We start from the raw sequence: 21,872 nt of genomic DNA on the forward strand, positions 1-21,872 counted from the left end.
GATCAGTGTCGAGATATAGTGCTGACATTTTCGGCCACGTGACCAAAAACGACATTTTCGGAAGGTGCTTTGTGGCGGACGGCTCTGTGCTCGGCGCGGTGGGCCTGTCGGACTTCGACGAGCGGCTCTACCGGCTGCTGCTGCGCGGGCCCGGCCTGCGCGCGGCCGAGGCGGCGGCCGCGCTGGAGACCGGCCCCGCCCGGGTGCGCGCCGGGCTGGCCCGCCTGGCCGACGCCGGGCTGCTGCGCCGCACCGGACCCGGCCGGTACGAGGCCGTGCCGCCGGAGGCGGCGATCGAGTGGCTGGTGGACCGCCGGCGCCTGGAGACCGAGGCGCGGCTCGCGGCGGTCCGGACGGTCGTGTCGGACTTCGCCCAGCTCTACCACTCCGGCCGGATGGGCTCCGGGCCGGCCGGGGTCGTGGAGGTGCTGGCCGGCGAGGAGGCCGTCAAGCGGGTGATCACCGAGTTGCAGCGGACGGTCGGCGTGGAACTGCTCGGCTTCGACCGCCCGCCGTACGTGGGCCGCCCCGACGACTCCCACGACACCAACGAGTCGGAGCTGGAGGGCACCCGGCAACTGCTGGCGCGCGGCGTGGACATCCGGGTGGTCTACTGCGCCGAGTCCCTGGACCGGCCCGGCCGCCTGGAGACGCTGATCCGGCTGGCCGAGGAGGGCGAGCGGTCCCGGTTCGTCGCGCACCTGCCGTTCAAGCTGCGCATCGCCGACCGCAGGATCGGCCTGTTCCCGCTGGTGGACGGCGTCTACGACAACATCGCCCTGCTGCACCCCTCGCGGCTGCTGGACGCCCTGGTCGAGCTGTTCGACGTCTACTGGGAGCGCGGCCGGCCGCTGGCCGGGCTGCCGCAGGCGGCGCAGGAACGCCCGGCGGAGGCGGACCTGCTCGTGCTGCGCCTGCTCAACGCCGGGCTCAAGGACGAGGCCATCGGCCGCCACCTCGGCGTCAGCCCCAGGACGGCCACCCGCAAGATCGCCGCCGTGGTGGAGAGCCTCGGCGTGACCAGCCGCTTCCAGGCGGGCGCGGAGGCGGCCGCCCGCGGCTGGCTCTGATTCCCTACCGCCTTCCATATCGCCGCACTTCGGTCGATCTTCGCTTACTGTGCATCTCGGGGGGTGCGCTGCGGGAGAATGTTCCTCGCCGCGCGCCGGTGCACGGCCAGCGGGGGAACAACGGGGGAACACGGAGGATGACGTCGAGGATGAGTGCTCAGACGCAGGAGCATCTCGGCCCTTACCGGGTGATCAGGAAGATCGGCGAGGGCGGCATGGGGGTCGCCCACCTCGGTCTCGACGGCGCGGGTCGCCAGGTCGCGATCAAGGTGCTGCATCCGCACGTCGCCGCCGACCTCAAGGCGCGCGACCGCCTGGTGCGCGAGGTGGAGACCATGCGCCGGGTGCGCAGCCGGTACGTCGCCGAGGTCGTCGACGCCGAGTTCGACGCCCACCGGCCCTACGTCGTGACGCGCTTCGCCGACGGGCGCACGCTGGAGCAGGCCGTCCTGACCGACGGCCCCCTGGAGGCCCACGCGGTCGTCAGGCTCGCGCAGGGGCTGTGCCAGGCGCTGGTCGACATCCACGCGGCCGGCGTGATCCACCGCGACCTCAAACCGGCCAACGTCATGCTGGTCGGCGGCGAGCCGCTGGTCATCGACTTCGGCATCGCCCACCTGGTCGACGCGGCCCGGCTGACGCAGTCGGGCATGTTCGTGGGCACGCCCGGCTACCTGGCGCCGGAGATCATCCGGGCCTCGCAGGTCACCCCGGCGGCCGACGTGCACGCGCTGGCCTCGACGGTGTTCTTCGCCGCCACGGGGCTGCCGCCGTTCGGCACCGGGTCGTTCGAGGCCGTCTGCTTCAACACCATGGAGGGACGGGCGCGGCTCGACGAGGCGCCCGCGTGGCTGCGCGGCTGGCTGGCCGGCGCGCTGCGCGTCGACCCGGCGGCCCGGCCCGTCGCCCGGGAGCTGCTGCGGCAGGCCGGGGCGCTCGACCCCGGCGGCCGCCCGCTCCCGCCCGAACGGCCCGGCGCCAGCACGCTCACCATGGACGCCGTCTCCGCCCTGCTGCCGCCGGTGGAGTACGCGCCGCGCGGCCACCACGAGCAGCCGGCGCCGCCCGCCCCCACCGTCCACGCGGACCGGCAGTGGGAACGCCCGCGGCCCGCCCCGGCGCCCGCCGCCCCCGCCGAGCCGTTCGACCTGCGGCGGTTCGTGACCAGCAGCGCGTTCGTCGGCGTGCTGGCGCTGGTGACGCTGTCGGCCACGACCGTCGTCACGCCGGTCGTCGGCGGCCTGCTGGCGGTGGCGCTCTCGCTGGCGCTGCGCGTCGCCGACCACTTCCTGTCCGAGGAGCGGCCGACGCCGGCCCGCGCCGCGCTCGTGGCCATGGGCAACCTGCTCCTGTCGCTGGCCTGCGGCCTGGGCGTGGCCGGCCTGCTGGAGGCGGCCGGATCGAGCACCAGCCACGCCGAGGCCCTGGCCGCCGGCGCGTTCACGCTGGGGCTGTTCGTGCTGCCCGGCGCGGGGCCCGCGCGGCGCAGGGCCGCGCGCGTGCTGGCCCGCCTCCTGCCCGGCCGCAGCGCGACCGTGGTGACGGTGGCCGTCATGGGGCCGATCGCGCTGCTGGCCACGATCGCGGCGCTGCTCCAGGGCTGACCGGCCCGAAGAGCGCAGCCCCGGCCGTCGGCGGTCCACACCTCGCAGCCGGCCGCGCGCACCCGCAGCGGCTCCCCGGCATCGAAGATCATTCGCGGTGCCGTACGGCTGGACACCGCGACGGTCAACGTGCTCAGAATGGGCCTCGTGACGCCTCCGACCGGGCACGTCGTCAGGAACCCGCTCACCGGGCGCGCCGAGCGGCCGCTCGCGCCCGTCGGCCCCGATCGGCTGGCGGAGATCGCGGCCGGGCTGCGCGCGATGGCCCCCGCCTGGCGGGCCCCCGACCGGGCCGCCGACCGGGGCGCGGTGCTGGCCGCGTTCGGCCGGGCGCTGGCGGCCGACGACGAGCTGCTGGCCGCGCTGGTGGCCGACACGGGCCGGGAGGCCGAGTCCAGGCTGGAGCGGCAGCTCACCGCCGGGCTCGCCGAACGCTGGGCGCGCCAGGCCCCCGCCCTGCTCGCGCCTCCGCCCGAACGGCCGGCCGCGCTGCCGGGGATCGCGGTGGGCGGCGACGCGGTGCCGTACGAGCTGGCCGGGGTGATCAGCCCCTGGAACTTCCCGCTGCTGCTCGCCCTGATCGACGCGGTGCCCGCGCTGGCGGCCGGCTGCGCGGTGCTGGTCAAGCCGAGCGAGGTGACGCCGCGCTTCATCGAGCCGCTGATGCGGCTGGTCCCCGCCGAGCTGCCGCTGCGGCTGGTCGAGGGGGCCGCCGAGACCGGCGAACGGCTCGTCGGCCTGGTGGACACCGTCGTGTTCACCGGCAGCGTGCCGACCGGCCGCCGGGTGGCCGAGGCCGCGGCGCGCGCGTTCGTCCCCGCCCACCTGGAGCTGGGCGGCAAGGATCCGGCGATCGTGCTGGCGGGCGCCGACCTGGAACGGGCGGCCGAGGCCGTCCTGTGGGGCGGCACGGCCAACGCCGGGCAGTCCTGCCAGTCCGTCGAACGCGTCTACGTCGAGCGCGGCGCGTACGACACGTTCCTCGGCCTGCTCGCCGACCGGGCCGCGCGCACCCGGCTGACCTGCGAGGGCGGCCCCATCGGGCCGATCATCGACCCCGCGCAGGCCGGCGTCATCGCGGCCCACCTGGCCGACGCCGCCGCCAAGGGGGCGCTGACCCACACGGGCGGCGCGATCGAGCGGCACGGCGGCGGGCTGTGGTGCCGTCCCACCGTGCTGTCGCGGGTGCGGCACGACATGCTGGTCATGACGGAGGAGACGTTCGGGCCGGTGCTGCCGGTCATGGCCGTGTCCGGGGCGGAGGAGGCGGTGGAGCTGGCCAACGACAGCGCGTACGGGCTGTCGGCCGCCGTGTTCGCCGCCACCGAGAAGGAGGCGCTGGCCGTCGCGGCCCGGCTGAACGCCGGCGCGGTCAGCGTCAACGACGCCGCGCTGACCGCGCTCGTCCACGAGGGCGAGAAGAACTCCTTCGGCCTGTCGGGGCTCGGCGGCTCGCGCATGGGCGCCGCCTCGATCGGCCGGTTCCTGCGCCGCAGGGCGTACCTGATCAACCGGTCCGGGGCCGCCGACCCGTGGTGGCACCCCAGGGAGGGATAGAGCATGGGACTGCGTGCCGAGATGCCGCTGCTGGCCCGCCACGAGGGCGAGTGGGCCGGCGAGTACGTGCACGTCGACAAGGACGGCGCCGTGATCGACCGCCACCACGTCGAGATGACCTGCGCGATCGTCGACGACACCGGCTACCACCAGACCAACCGCTACCGCTGGGACGACGGCCGCACCGAGGTGCACGAGTTCCCCGGCACGTACCTGGGCGGCGGCCGGTGCGCGTTCGACACCGATCGGCTGACCGGCCAGTTCTGGGAGCTCGACGACAGCACCATCTACCTGACCTGGCGCTTCAAGGCCGAAGGCGACGACCTGCGGCTGTTCGAGCTGATCGTGCTGAGCCCGGACGGCGGCTCCCGCAGCCGCACCTGGCAGTGGATCAGGAACGGCGAGTGCGTGCGGCGCACGCTGATCGACGAGCACAGGACCGCCTGACATGACCGCCTGCACCGCCCTGGCGCTCCAGATCGCGGCGAGGGCCGTCACCGACCGCGCCGACCTGGCCGCCGCCGTCGGGCGCGTGGCGGAGCGCGTCGGCGGCAGCAAGGCGTGGCTCGGCCCCGCCCTGCGGCTGGTGGTGCTGCCGGAGTACGTCCTGACCGGCTTCCCCGCCGGGCAGGGCCCGGCCGAGTGGCGCGAGAAGGCCGCCCTCGACGTGGACGGGCCCGAGTACCGGGCGCTGGCCGCGATCGCCGCCGACGAGGACGTGTTCCTGTGCGTCAACGCCTACGAGCGCGACGAGCACTTCCCCGGCCTGTACTTCCAGGCGTGCGTGATCCTCTCCCCGGCGGGGGAGGCGGTGCTGCGCTACCGGCGGCTGCACTCGCTGTTCACGCCCACGCCGTACGACGTGTGGGAACGCTACCTCGACCGGTACGGCCTCGACGGCGTGCTGCCGGTCGCGCGCACCGAGATCGGCAACCTGGCCGCCCTCGCCTCGGAGGAGATCCTGATGCCCGAGCTGGCCAGGGCGCTGGCGCTGCGCGGCGCGGAGGTGTTCTGCAACCCGACCTCCGAGGCGTACTCGCCCGCCCTGACGCCCAAGGCCGTCGCCCGCCGCGCCCGTGCTCTGGAGAACCTGGCCTTCGTCGTCTCGGCCAACACCGCCGGGCTGTCCGGCATCGCGATCCCGGGCGACTCCGTCAACGGCGGCTCGGAGGTGATCGACCACGAGGGCCGCGCGCTGGCCCAGGCCGGGCCGGGGGAGACGCTGGTCGCCGCCGCCGAGCTGGACCTGGCCGCGCTGCGCCGAGCCCGCCGCCGGCCCGGCATGGCGAACCTGCCCAGCCGGGTCAAGACCGGGCTGTGGGCGCGCGAGTACGCCGCGCACGACGTCGAACGGCCCGCCGACCTGGAGACCGCCCCGGACCGCGGCTTCCACGTCGCCCGCCAGCGCGAGATCATCGAACGCCTGCACGGCCGGGGCTGAACGTCAGGCGCGGGCGTAGCGGCGCAGCAGCCCCCGCTCGGCCGCCAGGAAGATCGAGTTGAGCGCCACGCCGAGCACGCCCAGCAGCACGATCCCGGCCCACATGGCCGGGATGTCGAACTGGCTCTGCGCCTCCAGCAGACGGTGGCCGATGCCCTCGCTGCTGCCGTACAGCTCGGAGATCACCATCATGATCAGCGCCAGCGACACGCTGAGCCGCAGCCCGGCCAGGATCTTCGGCGCGGCCGCGGGCAGGACGACGTGGAACAGGCGGGTGGCCGCCGACAGGCGGAAGACCCGGCCGGTGTCGAGGTAGCCGCGGTCGACGTGGCGGCCGCCGTCCATCGAGTTGATCAGTACGGGCCACACGACCCCGTACACGATCGAGGCGAGCTGCATCGGGGTGCCGATCTTGAACAGCAGCAGGAACACCGGCAGCAGCGCCGCGGGCGGCACCGAGCGGCCGAGGTGCAGCAGCGGCTCGGCCAGCGCCGCCAGCCACTCCAGGCGGCCCAGCGCCAGGCCCAGCGCCACCCCCGCCAGCGCGGCCAGCGCCCACCCTGTCACCAGCCGCCCGAGGCTGGGCAGCAGGTCGGCGACCGCCTCGTCGGTCAGGAACAGCCGGCCCGGCGAGCCGGAGAACCACATCTCGCGCAGCCGCGCCAGGATCGTGCTGGGCGGCGGGAAGTAGACGGCCGCCGCCCGCCGGGCGACCAGCTCCCACGACACCGCCACCACGGGCAGCAGCCAGTGGCGGCGCGCCCACCGCCAGACGGTCGCCGCGGCCCCGCCCGGCCCCGGCCGGGTCACGCCGCCACCTGCGCGCGGGCGTGGTGCCAGCGGAACAGCCGCCGCTCGGCCGTGGTGACCAGCAGGTTGGCCGCCAGCCCGAGCAGGCCCGCCCACAGCGTGCCGGCCAGCACCCGGTCGACGTGGTTGGCGCTGCCGGCCTGGAGCAGGAACGTGCCGATGCCGTCGCCGCCCGCGATGAGCTCCACGCTGACGGCGACGATGAGGGTGACCCCGACGGAGATGCGCACGCCGGTCGCGACGAACGGCGCGGCGCTCGGCAGCGAGACCCGCAGCACGACCGCCAGCGGGCCGAAGCCGAAGCTGCGCAGCGTCTCCTTGGCCTGCGGGTCGACGTCGGACAGGCCGTACATGGTGTTGACGAGCAGCGGCCAGCAGCAGGTGTAGACGATCAGCGAGGTCTTGGCGTCGGCGCTGTCGGGGAACAGGAACATGGCCAGCGGGATCAGCGACACCGACGGGATCGGCCGCAGGAACTCCACCAGCGGCCGCGCCGAGCGTTCCACCACCGGCACCGTGCCGAGCAGCAGCCCGGCCGGCACCGCCACCGCGATCGCGATCAGCAGGCCGGCCGCGCACGCGCCGAGCGTGGCCAGCACCTGCGCGTGGAAGGCGCCGTCGGCCGCCAGCCCGGCCGCGGCGGCCAGGACGTCGGAGGCGTACGGCAGCACCCCGGGGTCGATGAGCCCGGCCCGGCCCGCGGCCTCGGTCAGGACCAGCGCCCCGGCGACCCCCGCCGCCCCGAGGACCAGCCGCCCGCCCCGCGTGATCATTCCAGGCCGGTCGCGATCTGCGTGCCGACGTCAGGCCTGCTCTTCAGGTAGCCGTAGCCGACGAGCAGGTCGGCCAGCTTCTGGAAGCCCTCCCGGGGCGGCTCCATCGAGAAGACGCCGAGCTTCATGGCCGCCGCGCTCGCCGCGTCGATCTGCGTGTACGTCGGGATGACCTCGTCGATCGCCTTGCGGTCGGCGGCGGCGACGGCCTGGGCCTTGGCCAGGGCGCGGTGGAAGGCGGCGGCGGTGCGGGGGTTGGCGGCCAGCCAGGACTCGGACACGCCCCAGCCGTCGATCGGGATGCCCGCGGTCGGGCCCGACATGGTGTCGATCACCTCGGTGCCGCCCGCCTTCTTGGCGGCGGTCAGGAACGGCTGGACCAGCCAGGCGGCGTCGACCTTGCCCGAGGCCAGCGCGCCGAGCTGCTCGTTGAACGGCATCGCCACGTACTTGACGGCGTCGGGGGCGAGCCCGGCCTGCTGGAGGTGGGCGTTGGTGACCGTCTGGCCGAGCGCCTTGAGCACGTTGACCGCGACCGTCCTGCCCTTGAGGTCGGTGGCGGATTTGACCGGCGACCCCTTGGGCACGACGACGCCCGCGACTCCGGGGGCCGACTCCTGGCTGTGCTGGAACAGTTTGAGCTTGGCCGCCCCGGAATCGTTGATGGACAGCAGCGAGACGTAGGAGGTCAGGAACGCGTCCATGCTGCCGTTGAGTATTTTCGGCATGACCGCCTGAGGGGCCTGGATGATCTCGGTCTTGACCGTCAGGCCCTCGGCCTTGAAGAAACCGCGTTTCTCGGCGATGAACAGCGGCGCCGCCGACGGCACCGGCACCACGCCGACGAGGAGCTGCGTCTTCTCCAGCCCGCCGGAGCTGCCGGAGCCGCTGGTGGGGGTGGGGGCCGCGCCGCCGCCGCAGGCCGCGAGGCCGGCGACGAGGGCCAGCGCGGCGGCGGCGTGTGCGATCTTCACGATGCTCTCTCCTGACTGGCCGGCGCGATTCCTGGCCGGGCAAGGGGAGAATCGCGGCGCGCGCACGGCCGGACGCGGGCCCGAATCGCCCGAACCCCCGATCCGTTCGGCGCCACCGGAAAGCCCCGCTGCCACGAATGGCGATCGTACAGCAGGAGTCGCGGCCACCGCCATGAAACAAACCGGGCATTTGTATTGACGGCCCTGACGGTCGGTATAAGTCCCGGTAAATCGGTTATTCACGTATATCCCTGGCCATTGTGGGAGCAATTGCTGAACTGCGTATCGCCGCCGACGCGGTCATTGCCGCTCCTTGGGCGTGCCATGAGAGCCGGGTTGAGAGCATGTGGGCGGCAGGAGTCCCGGGCGAGACCGGTGAGGGGGTGGGGGCCCTGCGGCCGCTTCGGCTCTCGGTCCAGGCGCGTCTCATCCTGGCGACCGCCGTGTTGTCGCTCATCGTCTGCGCGGCGATCGGCGTCGCCCTCGACCTGCTGGTCCGCGACAGGATGCGGCAGGACGTCTTCGCCGACACCCAGCGGGCCACCACCGAGTGGATCGGCTCGATGGGCACCACCTTCCCGCCCCCGGTCACCACCTCGTACGTCGACCTCATCCAGCTCGTGGACGCCCGCGGGCACGTGGTCGCGGCCAACCGCGCCGCGCGGGGCAGGCCGCCCGTCAGCACGCTCTGGCCGCCCTCCGACGACCGCATCCGGCACGGCGTGGCCTGCCGGGGGGACGAGTGCCTGATGTTCACCGCCACCCGGCCCTCGCCGCAGGAGGAGCGGCTGCTGTGGCATGGCGCGTCCCATGTCGTCTACGCCGCCCGGGTGGAGCCGCCGCTGCTGTCCACCCACCGCCTGGAGCTGATCATCGTCGCCGGGGGCCTGGCCGTCAGCGCGTTGCTGACCTGGATCGCCGCGTTCCTCATCGGGCGCACGCTGCGGCCGGTCGAGGCGATGCGGGCCAGGATGGCCGAGATCACCGTCACCGACCTGAGCAAGCGGGTGCCCGAGCCGCCCGGCGGCGACGCGGTCGCCGAGCTCGCGCGCACCGCCAACAGGACGCTGGCCCGCCTGGAGGAGGCGGTCGAGCAGCAGCGCAACTTCTCCTCCATGGTCTCCCACGAGCTGCGCACGCCGCTGACCGGCCTGCGCGCCCGGCTGGAGGAGGCGCTGACCTACCCCGACGTGGACCCCCGCGCCGCCCTGAGCGACGCCCTGTCCACCGCCGACCGGTTCCAGGCGATCATCGAGGAGATGTTGCTGCTGGCCCGCGTCCGCACGGCGTCCCCGCACGACCGGAAGCCGGTGCGGCTCGGGGAGCTGGTCCGCGAGGAGGTCGCGAGCCGGCGGGCGGGCCTGCTGATCCGCGTGCACGTCGAGGAGGACCTCCAGGTGCTCGGCAACCGCGTCCAGCTCGGCGAGGTGCTGACGAACCTGCTGGTCAACGCCCAGCGGCACACCCGCACGATGGTCGAGGTCCGGGTGGAGCGCAGAGACGGCCAGGCGGTGGTCACGGTCCGCGACGACGGCGCGGGCGTCGCGCCCGGCGACCGCGAGCGGGTGTTCGACCCCTTCGTCCGCCTGTCGGAGGGACGCCGGCGCGACCCCGGGGGCAGCGGGCTCGGCCTGGCCATCTCCCGCGCCATCGCCCGCGCCCACCAGGGCGACCTGGAGATCGAGGACACGCCGGACGGCCCCTGCTTCGCCCTGCGCCTCCCGCTCCCCGCCCCCGGCCCGGACGCCCAGCCGCGCTAGCGACCGGTTTCGGCCGCCGGGCGGCGGGCAGTCGGGCGGGACCCCGAGACGAGGAGGACCATCGTGCCGACCGCGCGAGAGATCATGACCCCGCACGCGGAGTGCGTGAGCGCCGAGGAGTCCGTGCTGGTGGCCGCCGAGAAGATGGCCCGCCTGGACGTCGGGTCGCTGCCCATCTGCGGCTCCGACGACCGGCTGAAGGGCATGCTCACCGACCGCGACATCGTGGTGAAGGTGCTGGCCGCGGGCAAGGACCCGGCTCAGTGCCGGGCGGGCGAGCTGGCCCAGGGCGAGGCCGTCACCATCGGCGCCGACGACGACGCCCGCGAGATCCTGCGCACCATGGCCGGCCACCGCGTGCGGCGCCTGCCGGTCATCGACGGGCACCGGCTCGTGGGGATCGTCGCGCTCGCCGAAGTCGCCAAGTCGGTGCCCGACGCCAAGGTGGGCGACCTGCTCGACGCCCTCACCACGGACTGACCGGCAGCACGCCCGCGTCTCAGGACGCGGTCACTGGCACTTGCCCTTCAGCCACGCGCTGAACTCCGGCGTGTAGTCGGTGGCCACCCGCTTGGCCCCGCTCGCCAGCGCCGACTTCCACGCGTTCTCGTTCAGGGTCCAGGAGGGCGGCGGCTCCTCCCACTTGGTCACCTCCGGCCAGATCGGGCCGCCGGTCAGCACCTGGCTCAGGCCCGCGGCGGTCACGCGGGTCCTGAGCTCGGCGGCGATCGCGCTGTCGTGGGAGTACAGGATGATCTCCTGCGCCTGGTGGTTCTCCTTGACCGGCCCGAGCACCTCGTTCCACGCCTGCGCCTTGACGGTGGCGTTCGAGCTGAGCAGCGACTGGCGGGCCTCGGGCTTGATCTCGACCAGCCCGATCATGCCGGCCGACCTCATCGCGGCCAGCCACTCGCGGAAGGTGTAGACGGTCTCGCCCTTGAACAGGCCGCGCACGATGGTCCGGCCCTTGAGCGCGGTGTCGCCCGCCGCCCACCAGATCTCGGTGATGTTCTTCTTCGTGCCCGACAGGCCCCAGGTCGAGGTGTTGTGCCACATGACGGCCTTGGTGCCGTCCTTGGTCAGCTGGAGGTCGGCCTCGACGCCGGAGGCGCCCCAGCCCTTGTAACGCTTCACGGCGGTGGGGTTGTTGGGCTGGCGCACCTGGTCCCGTTCCCAGGCGTTGGCGCCGGTCGGGTAGCCGCCGTGCCCGAAGATCAGGGGGCAGGCGGGCAGTGCGGCGGCCTGGGCGGCGGCCTGGGCGGCGGACGGCGAGGTGAGCGAGGAGGCCAGCGTCAGGGCGGCGAGGGAGGCGGCGAGGGGGACGGCCAAGGCACGCACCTTTCGATCTTGTAGTTGCCCGCACTCTGCCACATTCATGGACGTTCCGTCCTGGGGAAGCGGCTCGGCGGGCGAGGGCTGCGCAGGCGTGACCCCGGGTCGCCGGTACAGTCGTCGGTACCGTGACGGCTTGTGGCAGGCTGCCACGGGAACCGGCGCTCGAACCCTGTGGCGGGGCCTGTTTTTGTGGGATCCACACAAAGCAGGAGCCCCGGCGTGCACTATGCGGACATTGGTGCACGCGGCGGTGATCGAGCACGGTAGAGACAGTGACAGGCGAGGCTCCGGGACAACCCCGGACTTCGCCTACTTGTACGGGGTACGTGGGAGGCTCAACCGGTGTTCAATCGTGTCGCCATCGTCAACCGCGGAGAGGCCGCGATGCGGCTCATCCACGCCGTCCGGGATCTTTCGGCGGAGACCGGCAAGCGGATCGAGACGATCGCGCTCTACACCGACGCCGACCGCGACGCGACCTTCGTCCGCGAGGCGGACGTCGCCTACCCGCTGGGGCCCGCCTCCGCGCGCCCGTACCTCGACCACGCCGTGCTGGAGCGGGCGCTGATCGAGACCGGCGCCGACGCCGCGTGGGTCGGCTGGGGCTTCGTCGCCGAGGACCCGGCCTTCGCCGAGCTGTGCGAGAAGATCGGCGTCACCTTCGTCGGGCCGAGCGCGGAGGCGATGCGCCGGCTCGGCGACAAGATCGGCGCCAAGCTCATCGCCGAGGAGGTCGGCGTCCCCGTCGCGCCGTGGAGCCGCGGCGAGGTGGCCACGCTCGCCGACGCCCTGCGCGCCGGCGACGAGATCGGCTACCCCCTGATGCTCAAGGCGACCGCGGGCGGCGGCGGGCGCGGCATCCGCATGGTCGCCTCGGCCGACGAGCTGGCCGACGCCTACGAGCGCACCAGCCAGGAGGCCGAGCGCGCGTTCGGCTCGGGCGTGGTCTTCCTGGAGCGCCTGGTCACCGGCGCCCGCCACGTCGAGGTGCAGGTCATCGCCGACGGCCAGGGCACCGCGTGGGCGCTGGGCGTGCGCGACTGCTCGGTGCAGCGGCGCAACCAGAAGATCATCGAGGAGTCCGCCTCCCCGGTCCTGACCGGCGACCAGGCCGACGAGCTGAAGGCGTCGGCCGCGCGGCTCGCCGTGGCCGTCGGCTACCGCGGCGCCTGCACCGTCGAGTTCCTCTACCACCCCGGCGACAAGATGTTCGCCTTCCTGGAGGTCAACACCCGGCTCCAGGTCGAGCACCCGATCACCGAGCTGACCACCGGCACCGACCTGGTCCGGCTGCAGCTGCACGTCGCCGCCGGCGGACGCCTGGACGGCCCCCGGCCGGCCGAGAGCGGCCACGCCGTGGAGGCCCGGCTCAACGCCGAGGACCCCGACCGCGACTTCGCCCCCGCGCCGGGCCGCATCGCCCGCCTGGTGCTGCCCGCCGGGCCCGGCATCCGCGTCGACACCGGCGTCAGCGAGGGCGACACCATCCCCGCCGACTTCGACTCGATGATCGCCAAGATCATCGCCTACGGCCGCGACCGCGAGCAGGCCCTGGCCCGCCTGCGCCGCGCGATGGCCGCCACCACCGTGATCATCGAGGGCGGCGCCACCAACAAGAGCTTCGTGCTCGACCTGCTCGACCAGCCCGAGGTGATCGACGCCCTCGCCGACACCGGCTGGATCGACCGCGTACGCGCCGAGGGCCGCCTGGTCAGCCACCGCCACTCCGCGGTCGCCCTGGCCGCCGCCGCGATCGAGGCGTACCAGGACGAGGAGGAGGTCAGCCGCAACCGGCTGCTGGCCACCGCCCACGGCGGGCGCCCGCAGGTGCAGCACGAGACCGGCCGCCCGCTGACCCTCAAGCTCCGCGGCGCCGGCTACCGGCTCACGGTGGCCAGGGCCGGGCAGCGGCGCTTCCGCGTCGGCATCTCCGACGGCGACCGCTCCCACCCGCTCGACGTCGAGATCGACCGCTTCGACGAGCACGCCGGCCGCATCACCGTCAACGGCCGCCGCTTCCGCCTGATGTCGGCCACCCACGGCCCGATCCACCTGGTCGAGGTCGACGGCGTCACCCACCGCATCAGCCGCGACGAGGGCGGCGTCGTCCGCTCGCCCGCGCCCGCGCTGGTGGTGGCGACGCCCCTGTCGGCCGGCGACGAGGTCGAGGCGGGCGCGCCGATCCTGGTGCTGGAGAGCATGAAGATGGAGACGGTGCTGCGCGCGCCGTTCCGCGCCCGCGTCCGCGAGTGCGGCGTCTCGGTCGGCAGCCAGGTCGAGGCCGGCGCGCCGCTGATGCGCCTGGAACCCCTCGCCGGCGCCGAGGCCGAGCAGGCCGCCGCCACGACGGGCGCCGCCGAGATCGACCTGCCCGCCGCCCCGCCGCGGGCCTCCGCCGCCGAACAGGCCGAGCGCGGCGTCCAGGACCTGCGCGAGCTGCTGCTCGGCTTCGACGCCGACCGCCACGAGCGCACCCGCATGTTGTCGGGCTACCTGGCCGCGCGGGCCGAGCTCGACGACCGCGTGATCGAGGGCGAGCTCGACCTGCTCACCGTCTTCGCCGACCTGTCCGAGCTGAGCCGCAACAAGCCGGGCGGCGAGCTCGACGTCGAGCCGGGCAGCCCGGTGCACAGCCCGCGCGAGTACTTCCACAGCTACCTGCAGAGCCTCGACGTCGAGCGCGCCGGCCTGCCGGAGGCGTTCCAGGCCAAGCTGCGGCGCATGCTCAGGCACTACGGCGTCGAGGAGCTCGACCGCACCCCGGAGCTGGAGGCCGCGGTCTTCCGGATCTTCCTGGCCCAGCAGCGGATGACCGCCGGCGTCGCCGTCGTGTCGGAGCTGCTGCGCACCTGGCTGGCCGGCGCGCCGCCGCGCGAGTCGCTCGGCGAGCGGGCCGGGCTCGCCCTGGAGCACCTGGTCGAGGCCACGCAGGTGCGCTTCCCCGTGGTCGCCGACCTGGCCCGCGGCGTCGTGTTCCGCTGGTTCGCCCAGCCGCTGCTGCGCCGCAACCGCGCCAAGGTCTACGCCGCGGTCCGCGACGAGCTGCGCCACCTCGACCGCGACCCCGACGCGCCCGACCGCGCCGAGCGCATCCAGGCCATGGTGGCCAGTTCCGAGCCGCTCGTCCGGCTGCTCGGCCAGCGCATCGGCCGGCCCGAACGCGACCTCGCGCCCCTGCTGGAGGTCCTGACCCGCCGCTACTACGGCAACCGCGGGCTGGCGCAGGTCACCACCCGCGACAGCGCGGGCTGCCGGTTCGTCACCGCCGAGCACACCGGCCCGCGCGGCGTGACCCGCCTGGTCACCACCGCCGTCGACATCGCCGCCCTGCCCGCCGCCATCGACGCCGTGGGCGCGCTGGCCGAGGGGGTGGGCGGGCGCGGGCTCGTCGCCGACCTCTACCTCACCTGGGACGACCAGCCCGACGCCGAGGAGATGGCCGTACGGCTCGGGCAGGTCCTGGCCGAGCGCCCGCAGATCGCGGGCGTACGGCGGATCACCACCACCGTCGTGGGCACCAGCGGCGCGGTCATGCACCACCACTTCACCTTCCGCCCCGACGGCGCGGGCTTCGCCGAGGACCGCCTGATCCGCGGCCTGCACCCGCAGATCGCCCAGCGCCTGCAACTGCACCGGCTCCAGGAGTTCGACCTCACCCGGCTGCCCTCGGTCGACGAGGAGCTCTACCTGTTCAAGGCCGTCGCCAAGAGCAACCCGGCTGACGAGCGGCTCATCGCCATGGGCCAGGTCCGCGACCTGACGCCGCTGCGCGAGGCCGACGGCCGCCTGGTCGCGCTGCCCGCCGTCGAGGACGCGCTCAACGCCGGCCTCGACGCGATCCGCAACATCCAGGCCCAGCGCCCCCAGAACAAGCGCTTCGACACCAACCGCATCATGATGTACGTCTGGCCCTCGACCGAGCTGACCACCGACGAGCTCAACATGCTGGTCCAGCGCATCCTGCCGACCACGGCGGGCGCCGGGCTGGAGGAGGTCCAGTTCGTGGCCCGCCAGCGCACCCCCTCGGGCGAGCTGAGCGAGGTCGCCGTGCGCATCACGCTCGGCCCCGGCCACGGCGCCAGCCTGCACGTCGGCAAGCCGTCCGACGAGCCGGTCCAGCCGCTCGACGACTACCGCCAGAAGGTGCTGCGCGCCGCCCGGCGCGGCAACGCCTACCCCTACGAGCTGACCGGCCTGCTCGCCGGCCCGCAGGGCCGCTTCGTCGAGCACGACCTCGACGCCGACGGCGTGCTCGTCCCGGTCGACCGGCCCAAGGGCAACAACTCCGCGGCGATCGTGGCCGGCGTGGTCACCACGCCGACCGCCCGCCACCCCGAAGGCGTCACCCGGGTGGTGCTGCTCGGCGACCCGACCAAGGCGCTGGGCGCGCTGTCGGAGCCGGAGTGCTCGCGGGTGATCGCCGCGCTCGACCTGGCCGAGCGCATGCGCGTGCCGCTGGAGTGGTTCGCGCTGTCGGCCGGCGCCCGGATCTCGATGACCTCGGGCACCGAGAACATGGACTGGGTGGCGGCGGCGCTCAAGCGCATCGTCACCTTCACCCAGGCCGGCGGCGAGATCAACATCGTGGTCGCGGGGATCACCGTGGGGGCGCAGCCGTACTGGAACGCCGAGGCGACGATGCTCATGCACACCAAGGGCATCCTGGTGATGACCCCCGACTCGGCGATGGTGCTCACCGGCAAGCAGTCCCTCGACTTCTCCGGCGGCGTGTCGGCCGAGGACAACTTCGGCATCGGCGGCTACGACCGCGTCATGGGGCCCAACGGCCAAGCCCAGTACTGGGCGCCCAACCTGCCGGCCGCCCGCGACGTGCTGATGGCCCACTACGACCACACCTACGTCGTGCCCGGCGAGAACGGCCCCCGGCGGGCCCCGACCGCCGACCCGGCCGACCGGGACGTCCGCGACTACCCGCACGCCGTGGCGGGCAGCGACTTCACCACCGTCGGCCAGATCTTCTCCGCCGAGCACAACCCCGACCGCAAGAAGCCGTTCGACATCCGCACCGTGATGCGCGCCCTGTCCGACCAGGACCACCCGGTGCTGGAACGCTGGGCGGGCATGGCCGACGCCGACACCTCGGCCGTCCAGGACGTGCACATCGGCGGCCGGCCGGTCTGCCTGATCGGCATCGAGTCACGGCCGGTGCCGCGGCGCGGCTTCCCGCCCGCGGACGGGCCCGACTCGTACACGGCCGGCACGTTGTTCCCGCGCTCGTCGAAGAAGACCGCGCGGGCGATCAACGCGGCCTCCGGCAACCGGCCCCTGGTGGTGCTGGCGAACCTGTCCGGCTTCGACGGCTCGCCCGAGTCGATGCGCAAGCTCCAGCTGGAGTACGGCGCGGAGATCGGCCGGGCGATCGTCAACTTCGACGGGCCGATCGTGTTCTGCGTCATCTCCCGCTACCACGGCGGCGCGTTCGTGGTGTTCTCCAAGGCGCTCAACCCGAACATGACCGTGCTGGCGCTGGAGGGCTCGTTCGCCTCGGTGCTCGGCGGCGCCCCGGCCGCGGCGGTGGTCTTCTCCGGCGAGGTGAACAACCGCACCGCGACCGACCCGCGCGTGAGCGAGCTGCAGCGGCAGGTCGCGGCGGCCAGCGGCGCCGAGCGGGCCGCGCTCAACGCCCGCCTGGCCGAGGTCCAGCCGGCCGTACGGGCGGAGAAGCTGGGCGAGGTGGCCGCGGAGTTCGACCGGGTGCACAACATCCAGCGCGCGGTCGAGGTGGGCTCGGTCGACGCGATCATCAGCGCCGCCGAGCTGCGTCCGCGGATCATCGAGGCCATCGAACGCGGCATCGCCCGCCTGCACCAGGGCTGACCCCGCCCGCCCCCCCGGGCCGCCGGTCCGGGGGGCGAGGGCGCCGGGGCCTCAGTCGCGCGGCTCGACGAACAGGAACACCGGCATGGTGATCGTGAGCAGCGCGCCGGGGGCCGGCGCCTGGGCGGTCACCACCCATGCGCCCGTCTCCGGTCCGCCGTCGGGGTTGATCCGCCGCACCCGCGCGGTGACCCCCAGCGCGGCGAGCCGCCCGTTCGCCGCGTCCAGCTCCACGCCCGACAGCGCGGGCATGGAGCCGAGGTAGGTGGGGGAGGGGGCGGCCGTCGCCGGGAGCGGCGTGCGAGGGGGCGGGGCGGCGCGGTCGCCGGCGCCCTCCAGCAGCAGCGCGGTGAACGTCCCGCTCAACGCGAGCCCCATCACGACGAACGTGGCGATCAGGCGTGCCTCCGGCCGGTTCACGCCTCCTTTGTACGCCATCGGGATCACGTCGTCGGCCTGCGCGGCGTGGCGTCCTTCGTCGCTGGGGCGAAGTGGCCAGAATGGGAAGCATCTGGTCACTCAACGTGAGGGGAACGATGCGGTCGATCACATGGGCGGCAGCGGTCGCCGTCACGGTTGTGGTCGCGGGACCCGCCGCCCTCGCCGCGGCGGACACCGGGCCGGACGGGGACACGACCTGGCAGAAGCTCACCTCCTTCCGGGTCTCGCCGGCGGCGCCGCACCAGAACGACGCCCTCCGGCTGCTCATCCACTGCCCTTCCCAGGCCAACCACGCCGTCGTCGGGTCCACGGCGTTCCCGATCAAGGGGTCGTGGCGGATCTTCCGCGAGGTGGGGGTCGGGCTGGGCGGGATGGGGTTCGGCAAGAAGGGCGTCGTCATCTCCCGGTACGCGCCGCCGGGGGAGCACGTGGTGCGCCTGAAATGCGTCAAGGTGACGGCCGACTGGCTGACCGGCCTCAGGAAGGTCAAGGTCATCAGCCGGTCCGAGGTCCCGCTCGTGGTACGCCCGTTCCGCCTCGGCCAGTTCTTCTGACGCGCTGCCGCCGCCCGGATCGTTCCTGGTCCGAGCAGGGAGCCGGCGCATACCCGTACCGGGTCCAGGTTGCCCGAGTGGGGCGCCTCCCGTATCCTCCACGTTCGTGAGAGCCGGAGCGACGGGGGGAGGGCAGGTGGGGATCCTGCGGCGGGGTGCACGTGCGCTCCTGCTCGTCGTCCTCGCCCTCGGCGTGTGCGGGATGCACACGCTCGGCCATGTGAACGCCCGGCACGACATGGCGAACGCCCGGCCCGTTCTGGCGGTCGCCCACGAGCTGCCCGCCGCCCCCGTCGCCGCGCTGGCGGGGCTCGCCCCCGGCCATGAGATGCCGGGGCTCGATCCGGCCGGGGTGTGCCTGGCCGTCCTGACCTCGCTGCTCGTCGTGGTGCTGCTGGCCCTGTGGGTCGGGGTGCGGCGGCGGGCCGTCGGCGGGGCCGGTCCCGGCCCGGCCTTCCGGCCCGTCGCCCGGCCGCCGCCGCGACCGACGTCCCTGCGGCTGGCTCGTCTCTCGATCCTGCGCATATAGGCCGGTCATCCGCGCGGACGCCCTCGACGGCGATCCGCGCATCGGCCTACCCGCAGTTCCAGCGAACGAGAGAGCACATCAGCATGTCCACCAACCGTAAGATCGGCCTGGCCGCCGCCGCGGGCGCGCTCGTCCTGCTCACCGCGTGCGGCGCGAACGACACCGCCTCCACAGCCGCGCCCGGGGCCACGACCGCCAGCGCCACCGCCAGCGCCACCGCCAGCGCCACCGCCAGCGCCACCGCCAGCGCGCCGCCGTCGCAGCAGTCGTTCAACGACGCGGACGTCATGTTCGCCCAGATGATGATCCCGCACCACCAGCAGGCGGTCGAGATGGCCGAGCTCGCCCCGCAGCGGGCGAAGGACCCCGAGATCAAGAAGCTCGCGGCCGACATCAAGGCCGCCCAGGACCCGGAGATCCAGACCATGAAGGGCTGGCTGGCCGAGTGGGGCAAGCCCGTCCCGTCCGGGGGCATGGGGCATGACATGCCCGGGATCATGTCCGCCGAGGACATGAAGAAGCTCGACGGGGCCAAGGGGGCCGCCTTCGACCGGCTCTTCGCCGAGCAGATGATCGCCCATCACGAGGGTGCGATCGAGATGGCCCGTACCGAGCAGGCGAGCGGGGTGAACCCGCAGGCCAAGGAGCTGGCCAAGGCCATCGAGAGCACGCAGCAGGCCGAGGTGGCCCAGCTCCGCAAGCTCCTCGAACGTCTCTGACGCCACCCGTCACCCGTCACCCGCCGCCCGGACGCATGCGCCGTCCGGGCGGCGGGCGGCCGCGTCCCGCCGGTCACGGCCGCCGCGCGAACCGTACCGGCCCGCCCCCCGCCCGGCGGGGTGGCCCGTCTCCACCGTCACCCGGGGCTCCTGAAGGCAGTCCCGTCCGGGTGTGGGGTTTGTCTAAGTTTTTGGTGGTGTGTGCGTGTCGGCGAGGTGAACGGCGGGGTTGGTTTGAGGGGAAGGGTTGCGGATGGGGGTGTTCTTGTTTACCGTCCGCTATGAGGGTTAGGAAAGTTTCCTAACGCCTGTTCACCGATCACGGTCCACCTGCGGATGGCCCCATGGCACCCCCTATCCGAAGGATCAACGCATGATCAAACGTCCTGAGCGGCGACCCCGGCGGTCGTCGCTGCTCGTCACGGCCCTGGTCGCGGCCCTGATGGCGGCCGCGCCCCTGGCGCCGCCGGCCACCGCCGCGGCCGGTTCCAGCGCCGACACGCTGCTGTCAGGCGGTAAACCGGTCACCGCCTCCTCGGTCGAGGGCAGCGGCTTCGAGGCGGCCAAGGCGGTGGACGGCAACGCCTCCACCCGCTGGGCCAGCGTCGAGGGCCACGACCCCGAATGGATCAGGGTCGACCTCGGCGACACGTACAACGTCTCCAGGGTGAAGCTGACCTGGGAGGCGGCCTACGGCAAGTCGTACAAGATCCAGACCTCGCCGGACGGCGCCACCTGGACCGACGTCTACGCCACCACCTCCGGCAACGGCGCGACCGACGACCTGACGGTCAGCGGCAGCGGCCGGTACGTGCGCATGTACGGCACCGCCCGCGGCACGACGTACGGCTACTCGCTCTACGAGCTGGAGGTCTACGGCAGCGGCGGCGGCGGGACCGACACCACCCCGCCCTCTGTCCCGGGCAACCTGCGCGCGACCGGCGCCACCTCCACCAGCGTCTCCCTGGCCTGGGACGCCGCCACCGACGACGTGGGCGTCACCGGCTACCTGGTCTACCGGGGCTCGACCCTGGTGACCACCGTGGCGGGCACCACGTACACCGACACCGGCCTGACCCCCGCCACCGCCTACAGCTACACGGTCAAGGCGCGCGACGCGGCGGGCAACCAGTCGGCGGCCACCGGCGCCGTCACCGCGACCACCCAGCCCGGCAGCGGGGGCGGCCCCGCGGTGCCCTTCGGCAGCCACACCATCCCGTACGCGGCGGGCATGCTGCGTCCCTCCGGCGACCAGGCCACGCTGGACGCGCGGGTGGTCGACTACTACAAGCGGTGGAAGGCCGCCTTCGTCCGGCAGAACTGCGGGAACGGCTGGTACGAGGTCATCTCCCCGGACGCCGACCACCCGTACGTGGCCGAGGCCCAGGGTTACGGCATGGTGATCGTCGCGACCATGGCCGGGGCCGACCCCGACGCCAAGAAGATCTTCGACGGCATGGTCAAGTGGATGCTCGCCCACCCGTCGTCCATCAACCCCGACCTGCTGGCCGCCGAGCAGGACACCGCCTGCAAGAGCGTCGACGGCGGCGACGGCGCCACCGACGGCGACATGGACGTCGCCTACGGCCTGCTCCTGGCCCACCGGCAGTGGGGCAGCGCGGGCACGTACAACTACCTCGACCTGGCGGTCAAGCACATCAACGCCATCAAGAAGGACGAGATCAACCCGTCCACGAACCTGCTCAAGCTGGGCGACTGGAGCAGCTCGGGCGACCAGTACTACTACATCACCCGCACCTCCGACTGGATGGTCGACCACTTCAGGGCCTTCAGGAAGGCGACCGGCAACAGCGCCTGGGACACGATCAGGACCGCCCACCAGAACCTGATCACCACCCTCCAGAACAACTACGCATCGGCCACCGGCCTGCTGCCGGACTTCGTGGTCAACACCAACACCACCGCCAAGCCGGCCCCCGGCCAGGTGCTGGAGGACCCGAACGACGGCCAGTACTGGTGGAACGCCTGCCGCACTCCGTGGCGCATCGCCGACGACGCCGTGACCAGCGGCGACGCCAAGTCGCTCGCCTCGGCCCGGAAGCTCAACTCCTGGATCAAGAGCAAGACCGGCGGCGACCCCGGCAAGATCGCCATCGGCTACAAGCTGAACGGCACGCAGATCTCCAGCGGCAGCGAGGCCGCCTTCTTCGCCCCGTTCGCGGTGGCGGCGATGACGGACTCCGGCAGCCAGTCCTGGCTCGACGCGCTCTGGAACAAGATGCTCGGCACCCCGATCGACGCGAGCAGCTACTACTCGGCCAGCATCCAGCTCCAGGTCATGATCACGGTGACCGGCAACCACTGGGTGCCCTGACCGGCGGCGGCGGAACCCGAGCCGTGGGGGGGGGGGCCCCGCCCCGGCCCCCCCCCCCCCCCCGGGGCCGCAGGCCAAAAGCGCGCCCGGGGGGCGGCCGCGGCGGCCCCCCGGCGCGCCCCCCGCCCCCCC

Annotated in this window: 17 protein-coding genes; 12 read left to right on the top strand and 5 right to left on the bottom strand. The window is 73.6% G+C overall.

All coding sequences use genetic code 11. From position 1 onward, the window contains the following. Positions 1–71: 71 nt before the first annotated feature. The 5 genes from ACIBQ6_RS28855 (at position 72) to ACIBQ6_RS28875 (ending at position 5,672) form a co-directional block, all read left to right on the top strand. Complete coding sequence (locus tag ACIBQ6_RS28855) at positions 72–1,070, top strand: hypothetical protein (RefSeq protein WP_397215726.1); 999 nt, start codon at positions 72–74, stop codon at positions 1,068–1,070. Between the two features lie 149 nt (positions 1,071–1,219). Beyond that, complete coding sequence (locus ACIBQ6_RS28860) at positions 1,220–2,674, top strand: serine/threonine-protein kinase (protein ID WP_358297720.1); 1,455 nt, start codon at positions 1,220–1,222, stop codon at positions 2,672–2,674. A 147-nt stretch (positions 2,675–2,821) separates the two neighbouring features. Further along, positions 2,822–4,231 carry an aldehyde dehydrogenase family protein gene (locus ACIBQ6_RS28865; protein WP_397215729.1) on the top strand — a complete coding sequence of 470 codons (1,410 nt, stop codon included), beginning with the start codon at positions 2,822–2,824 and terminating at the stop codon, positions 4,229–4,231. A 3-nt stretch (positions 4,232–4,234) separates the two neighbouring features. Continuing rightward, on the top strand, positions 4,235–4,678 hold the full coding sequence (locus ACIBQ6_RS28870) for a hypothetical protein (protein ID WP_358297716.1): 444 nt from the start codon (positions 4,235–4,237) through the stop codon (positions 4,676–4,678). Position 4,679: 1 nt separating this feature from the next. Then, the gene (locus ACIBQ6_RS28875) at positions 4,680–5,672 is read left to right on the top strand and encodes a nitrilase-related carbon-nitrogen hydrolase (RefSeq protein ID WP_397215731.1); all 993 of its coding nucleotides are present in this window, start codon (positions 4,680–4,682) and stop codon (positions 5,670–5,672) included. Between the two features lie 3 nt (positions 5,673–5,675). Here ACIBQ6_RS28875 and ACIBQ6_RS28880 read toward each other — a convergent pair whose 3' ends face one another. From ACIBQ6_RS28880 to ACIBQ6_RS28890, 3 genes are read right to left on the bottom strand one after another with little or no spacing between them, the layout of a single operon-like run. Then, positions 5,676–6,482, bottom strand: a complete 807-nt coding sequence (locus ACIBQ6_RS28880) for an ABC transporter permease (RefSeq protein WP_397215733.1) — start codon at positions 6,480–6,482, stop codon at positions 5,676–5,678. Beyond that, the gene (locus tag ACIBQ6_RS28885; RefSeq protein WP_352359971.1) at positions 6,479–7,255 is read right to left on the bottom strand and encodes an ABC transporter permease; all 777 of its coding nucleotides are present in this window, start codon (positions 7,253–7,255) and stop codon (positions 6,479–6,481) included. Before ACIBQ6_RS28885 ends, ACIBQ6_RS28880 begins: the two co-directional genes overlap by 4 nt. Next, complete coding sequence (locus ACIBQ6_RS28890; RefSeq protein ID WP_397215735.1) at positions 7,252–8,229, bottom strand: ABC transporter substrate-binding protein; 978 nt, start codon at positions 8,227–8,229, stop codon at positions 7,252–7,254. Before ACIBQ6_RS28890 ends, ACIBQ6_RS28885 begins: the two co-directional genes overlap by 4 nt. Before the next feature lie 344 nt (positions 8,230–8,573). Here ACIBQ6_RS28890 and ACIBQ6_RS28895 point away from each other — a divergent pair, with 344 nt between their 5' ends. Further along, a complete protein-coding gene (locus tag ACIBQ6_RS28895) occupies positions 8,574–9,989 on the top strand; it encodes a sensor histidine kinase (RefSeq protein WP_397215737.1) in 1,416 nt (471 codons plus the stop codon). A gap of 63 nt (positions 9,990–10,052) precedes the next feature. After that, complete coding sequence (locus ACIBQ6_RS28900; protein WP_358297701.1) at positions 10,053–10,469, top strand: CBS domain-containing protein; 417 nt, start codon at positions 10,053–10,055, stop codon at positions 10,467–10,469. A gap of 30 nt (positions 10,470–10,499) precedes the next feature. Here the strand turns inward: ACIBQ6_RS28900 and ACIBQ6_RS28905 are convergent, their stop codons facing one another. Further along, positions 10,500–11,318 carry a glycerophosphodiester phosphodiesterase gene (locus ACIBQ6_RS28905; RefSeq protein ID WP_397215740.1) on the bottom strand — a complete coding sequence of 273 codons (819 nt, stop codon included), beginning with the start codon at positions 11,316–11,318 and terminating at the stop codon, positions 10,500–10,502. Between the two features lie 348 nt (positions 11,319–11,666). On the opposite strand from ACIBQ6_RS28905, the gene ACIBQ6_RS28910 reads away from it, so the two are divergent. Beyond that, on the top strand, positions 11,667–17,162 hold the full coding sequence (locus tag ACIBQ6_RS28910; protein ID WP_397215742.1) for a carboxyl transferase domain-containing protein: 5,496 nt from the start codon (positions 11,667–11,669) through the stop codon (positions 17,160–17,162). A 51-nt stretch (positions 17,163–17,213) separates the two neighbouring features. On the opposite strand, the gene ACIBQ6_RS28915 is transcribed toward ACIBQ6_RS28910, so the two are convergent. Then, positions 17,214–17,582: a hypothetical protein gene (locus ACIBQ6_RS28915; protein ID WP_397215744.1), complete on the bottom strand. Its 369-nt coding sequence runs from the start codon at positions 17,580–17,582 to the stop codon at positions 17,214–17,216. Positions 17,583–17,698: 116 nt separating this feature from the next. Here ACIBQ6_RS28915 and ACIBQ6_RS28920 point away from each other — a divergent pair, with 116 nt between their 5' ends. The 4 genes from ACIBQ6_RS28920 (at position 17,699) to ACIBQ6_RS28935 (ending at position 21,740) form a co-directional block, all read left to right on the top strand. Then, complete coding sequence (locus ACIBQ6_RS28920; protein ID WP_358297692.1) at positions 17,699–18,157, top strand: hypothetical protein; 459 nt, start codon at positions 17,699–17,701, stop codon at positions 18,155–18,157. A 136-nt stretch (positions 18,158–18,293) separates the two neighbouring features. Then, positions 18,294–18,686, top strand: a complete 393-nt coding sequence (locus ACIBQ6_RS28925) for a hypothetical protein (protein ID WP_397215746.1) — start codon at positions 18,294–18,296, stop codon at positions 18,684–18,686. An 83-nt stretch (positions 18,687–18,769) separates the two neighbouring features. Beyond that, complete coding sequence (locus ACIBQ6_RS28930) at positions 18,770–19,405, top strand: DUF305 domain-containing protein (protein WP_397215748.1); 636 nt, start codon at positions 18,770–18,772, stop codon at positions 19,403–19,405. Positions 19,406–19,778: 373 nt separating this feature from the next. Continuing rightward, the gene (locus ACIBQ6_RS28935; RefSeq protein ID WP_397215750.1) at positions 19,779–21,740 is read left to right on the top strand and encodes a glycosyl hydrolase family 8; all 1,962 of its coding nucleotides are present in this window, start codon (positions 19,779–19,781) and stop codon (positions 21,738–21,740) included. The last annotated feature ends 132 nt before the right edge of the window (positions 21,741–21,872 follow it).

Source organism: Nonomuraea sp. NPDC049655 (assembly GCF_044465465.1).
Classification (GTDB): domain Bacteria; phylum Actinomycetota; class Actinomycetes; order Streptosporangiales; family Streptosporangiaceae; genus Nonomuraea.

Bases quoted from the DNA above. Each gene is read 5' to 3' on its own strand.
- ACIBQ6_RS28860 (WP_358297720.1), top strand. From the start codon at position 1,220: ATGAGTGCTCAGACGCAGGAGCATCTCGGCCCTTACCGGGTGATCAGG.
- ACIBQ6_RS28870 (WP_358297716.1), top strand. From the start codon at position 4,235: ATGGGACTGCGTGCCGAGATGCCGCTGCTGGCCCGCCACGAGGGCGAG.
- ACIBQ6_RS28875 (WP_397215731.1), top strand. From the start codon at position 4,680: ATGACCGCCTGCACCGCCCTGGCGCTCCAGATCGCGGCGAGGGCCGTC.
- ACIBQ6_RS28885 (WP_352359971.1), bottom strand. From the start codon at position 7,255: ATGATCACGCGGGGCGGGCGGCTGGTCCTCGGGGCGGCGGGGGTCGCC.
- ACIBQ6_RS28895 (WP_397215737.1), top strand. From the start codon at position 8,574: ATGTGGGCGGCAGGAGTCCCGGGCGAGACCGGTGAGGGGGTGGGGGCC.
- ACIBQ6_RS28920 (WP_358297692.1), top strand. From the start codon at position 17,699: ATGCGGTCGATCACATGGGCGGCAGCGGTCGCCGTCACGGTTGTGGTC.
- ACIBQ6_RS28930 (WP_397215748.1), top strand. From the start codon at position 18,770: ATGTCCACCAACCGTAAGATCGGCCTGGCCGCCGCCGCGGGCGCGCTC.
- ACIBQ6_RS28935 (WP_397215750.1), top strand. From the start codon at position 19,779: ATGATCAAACGTCCTGAGCGGCGACCCCGGCGGTCGTCGCTGCTCGTC.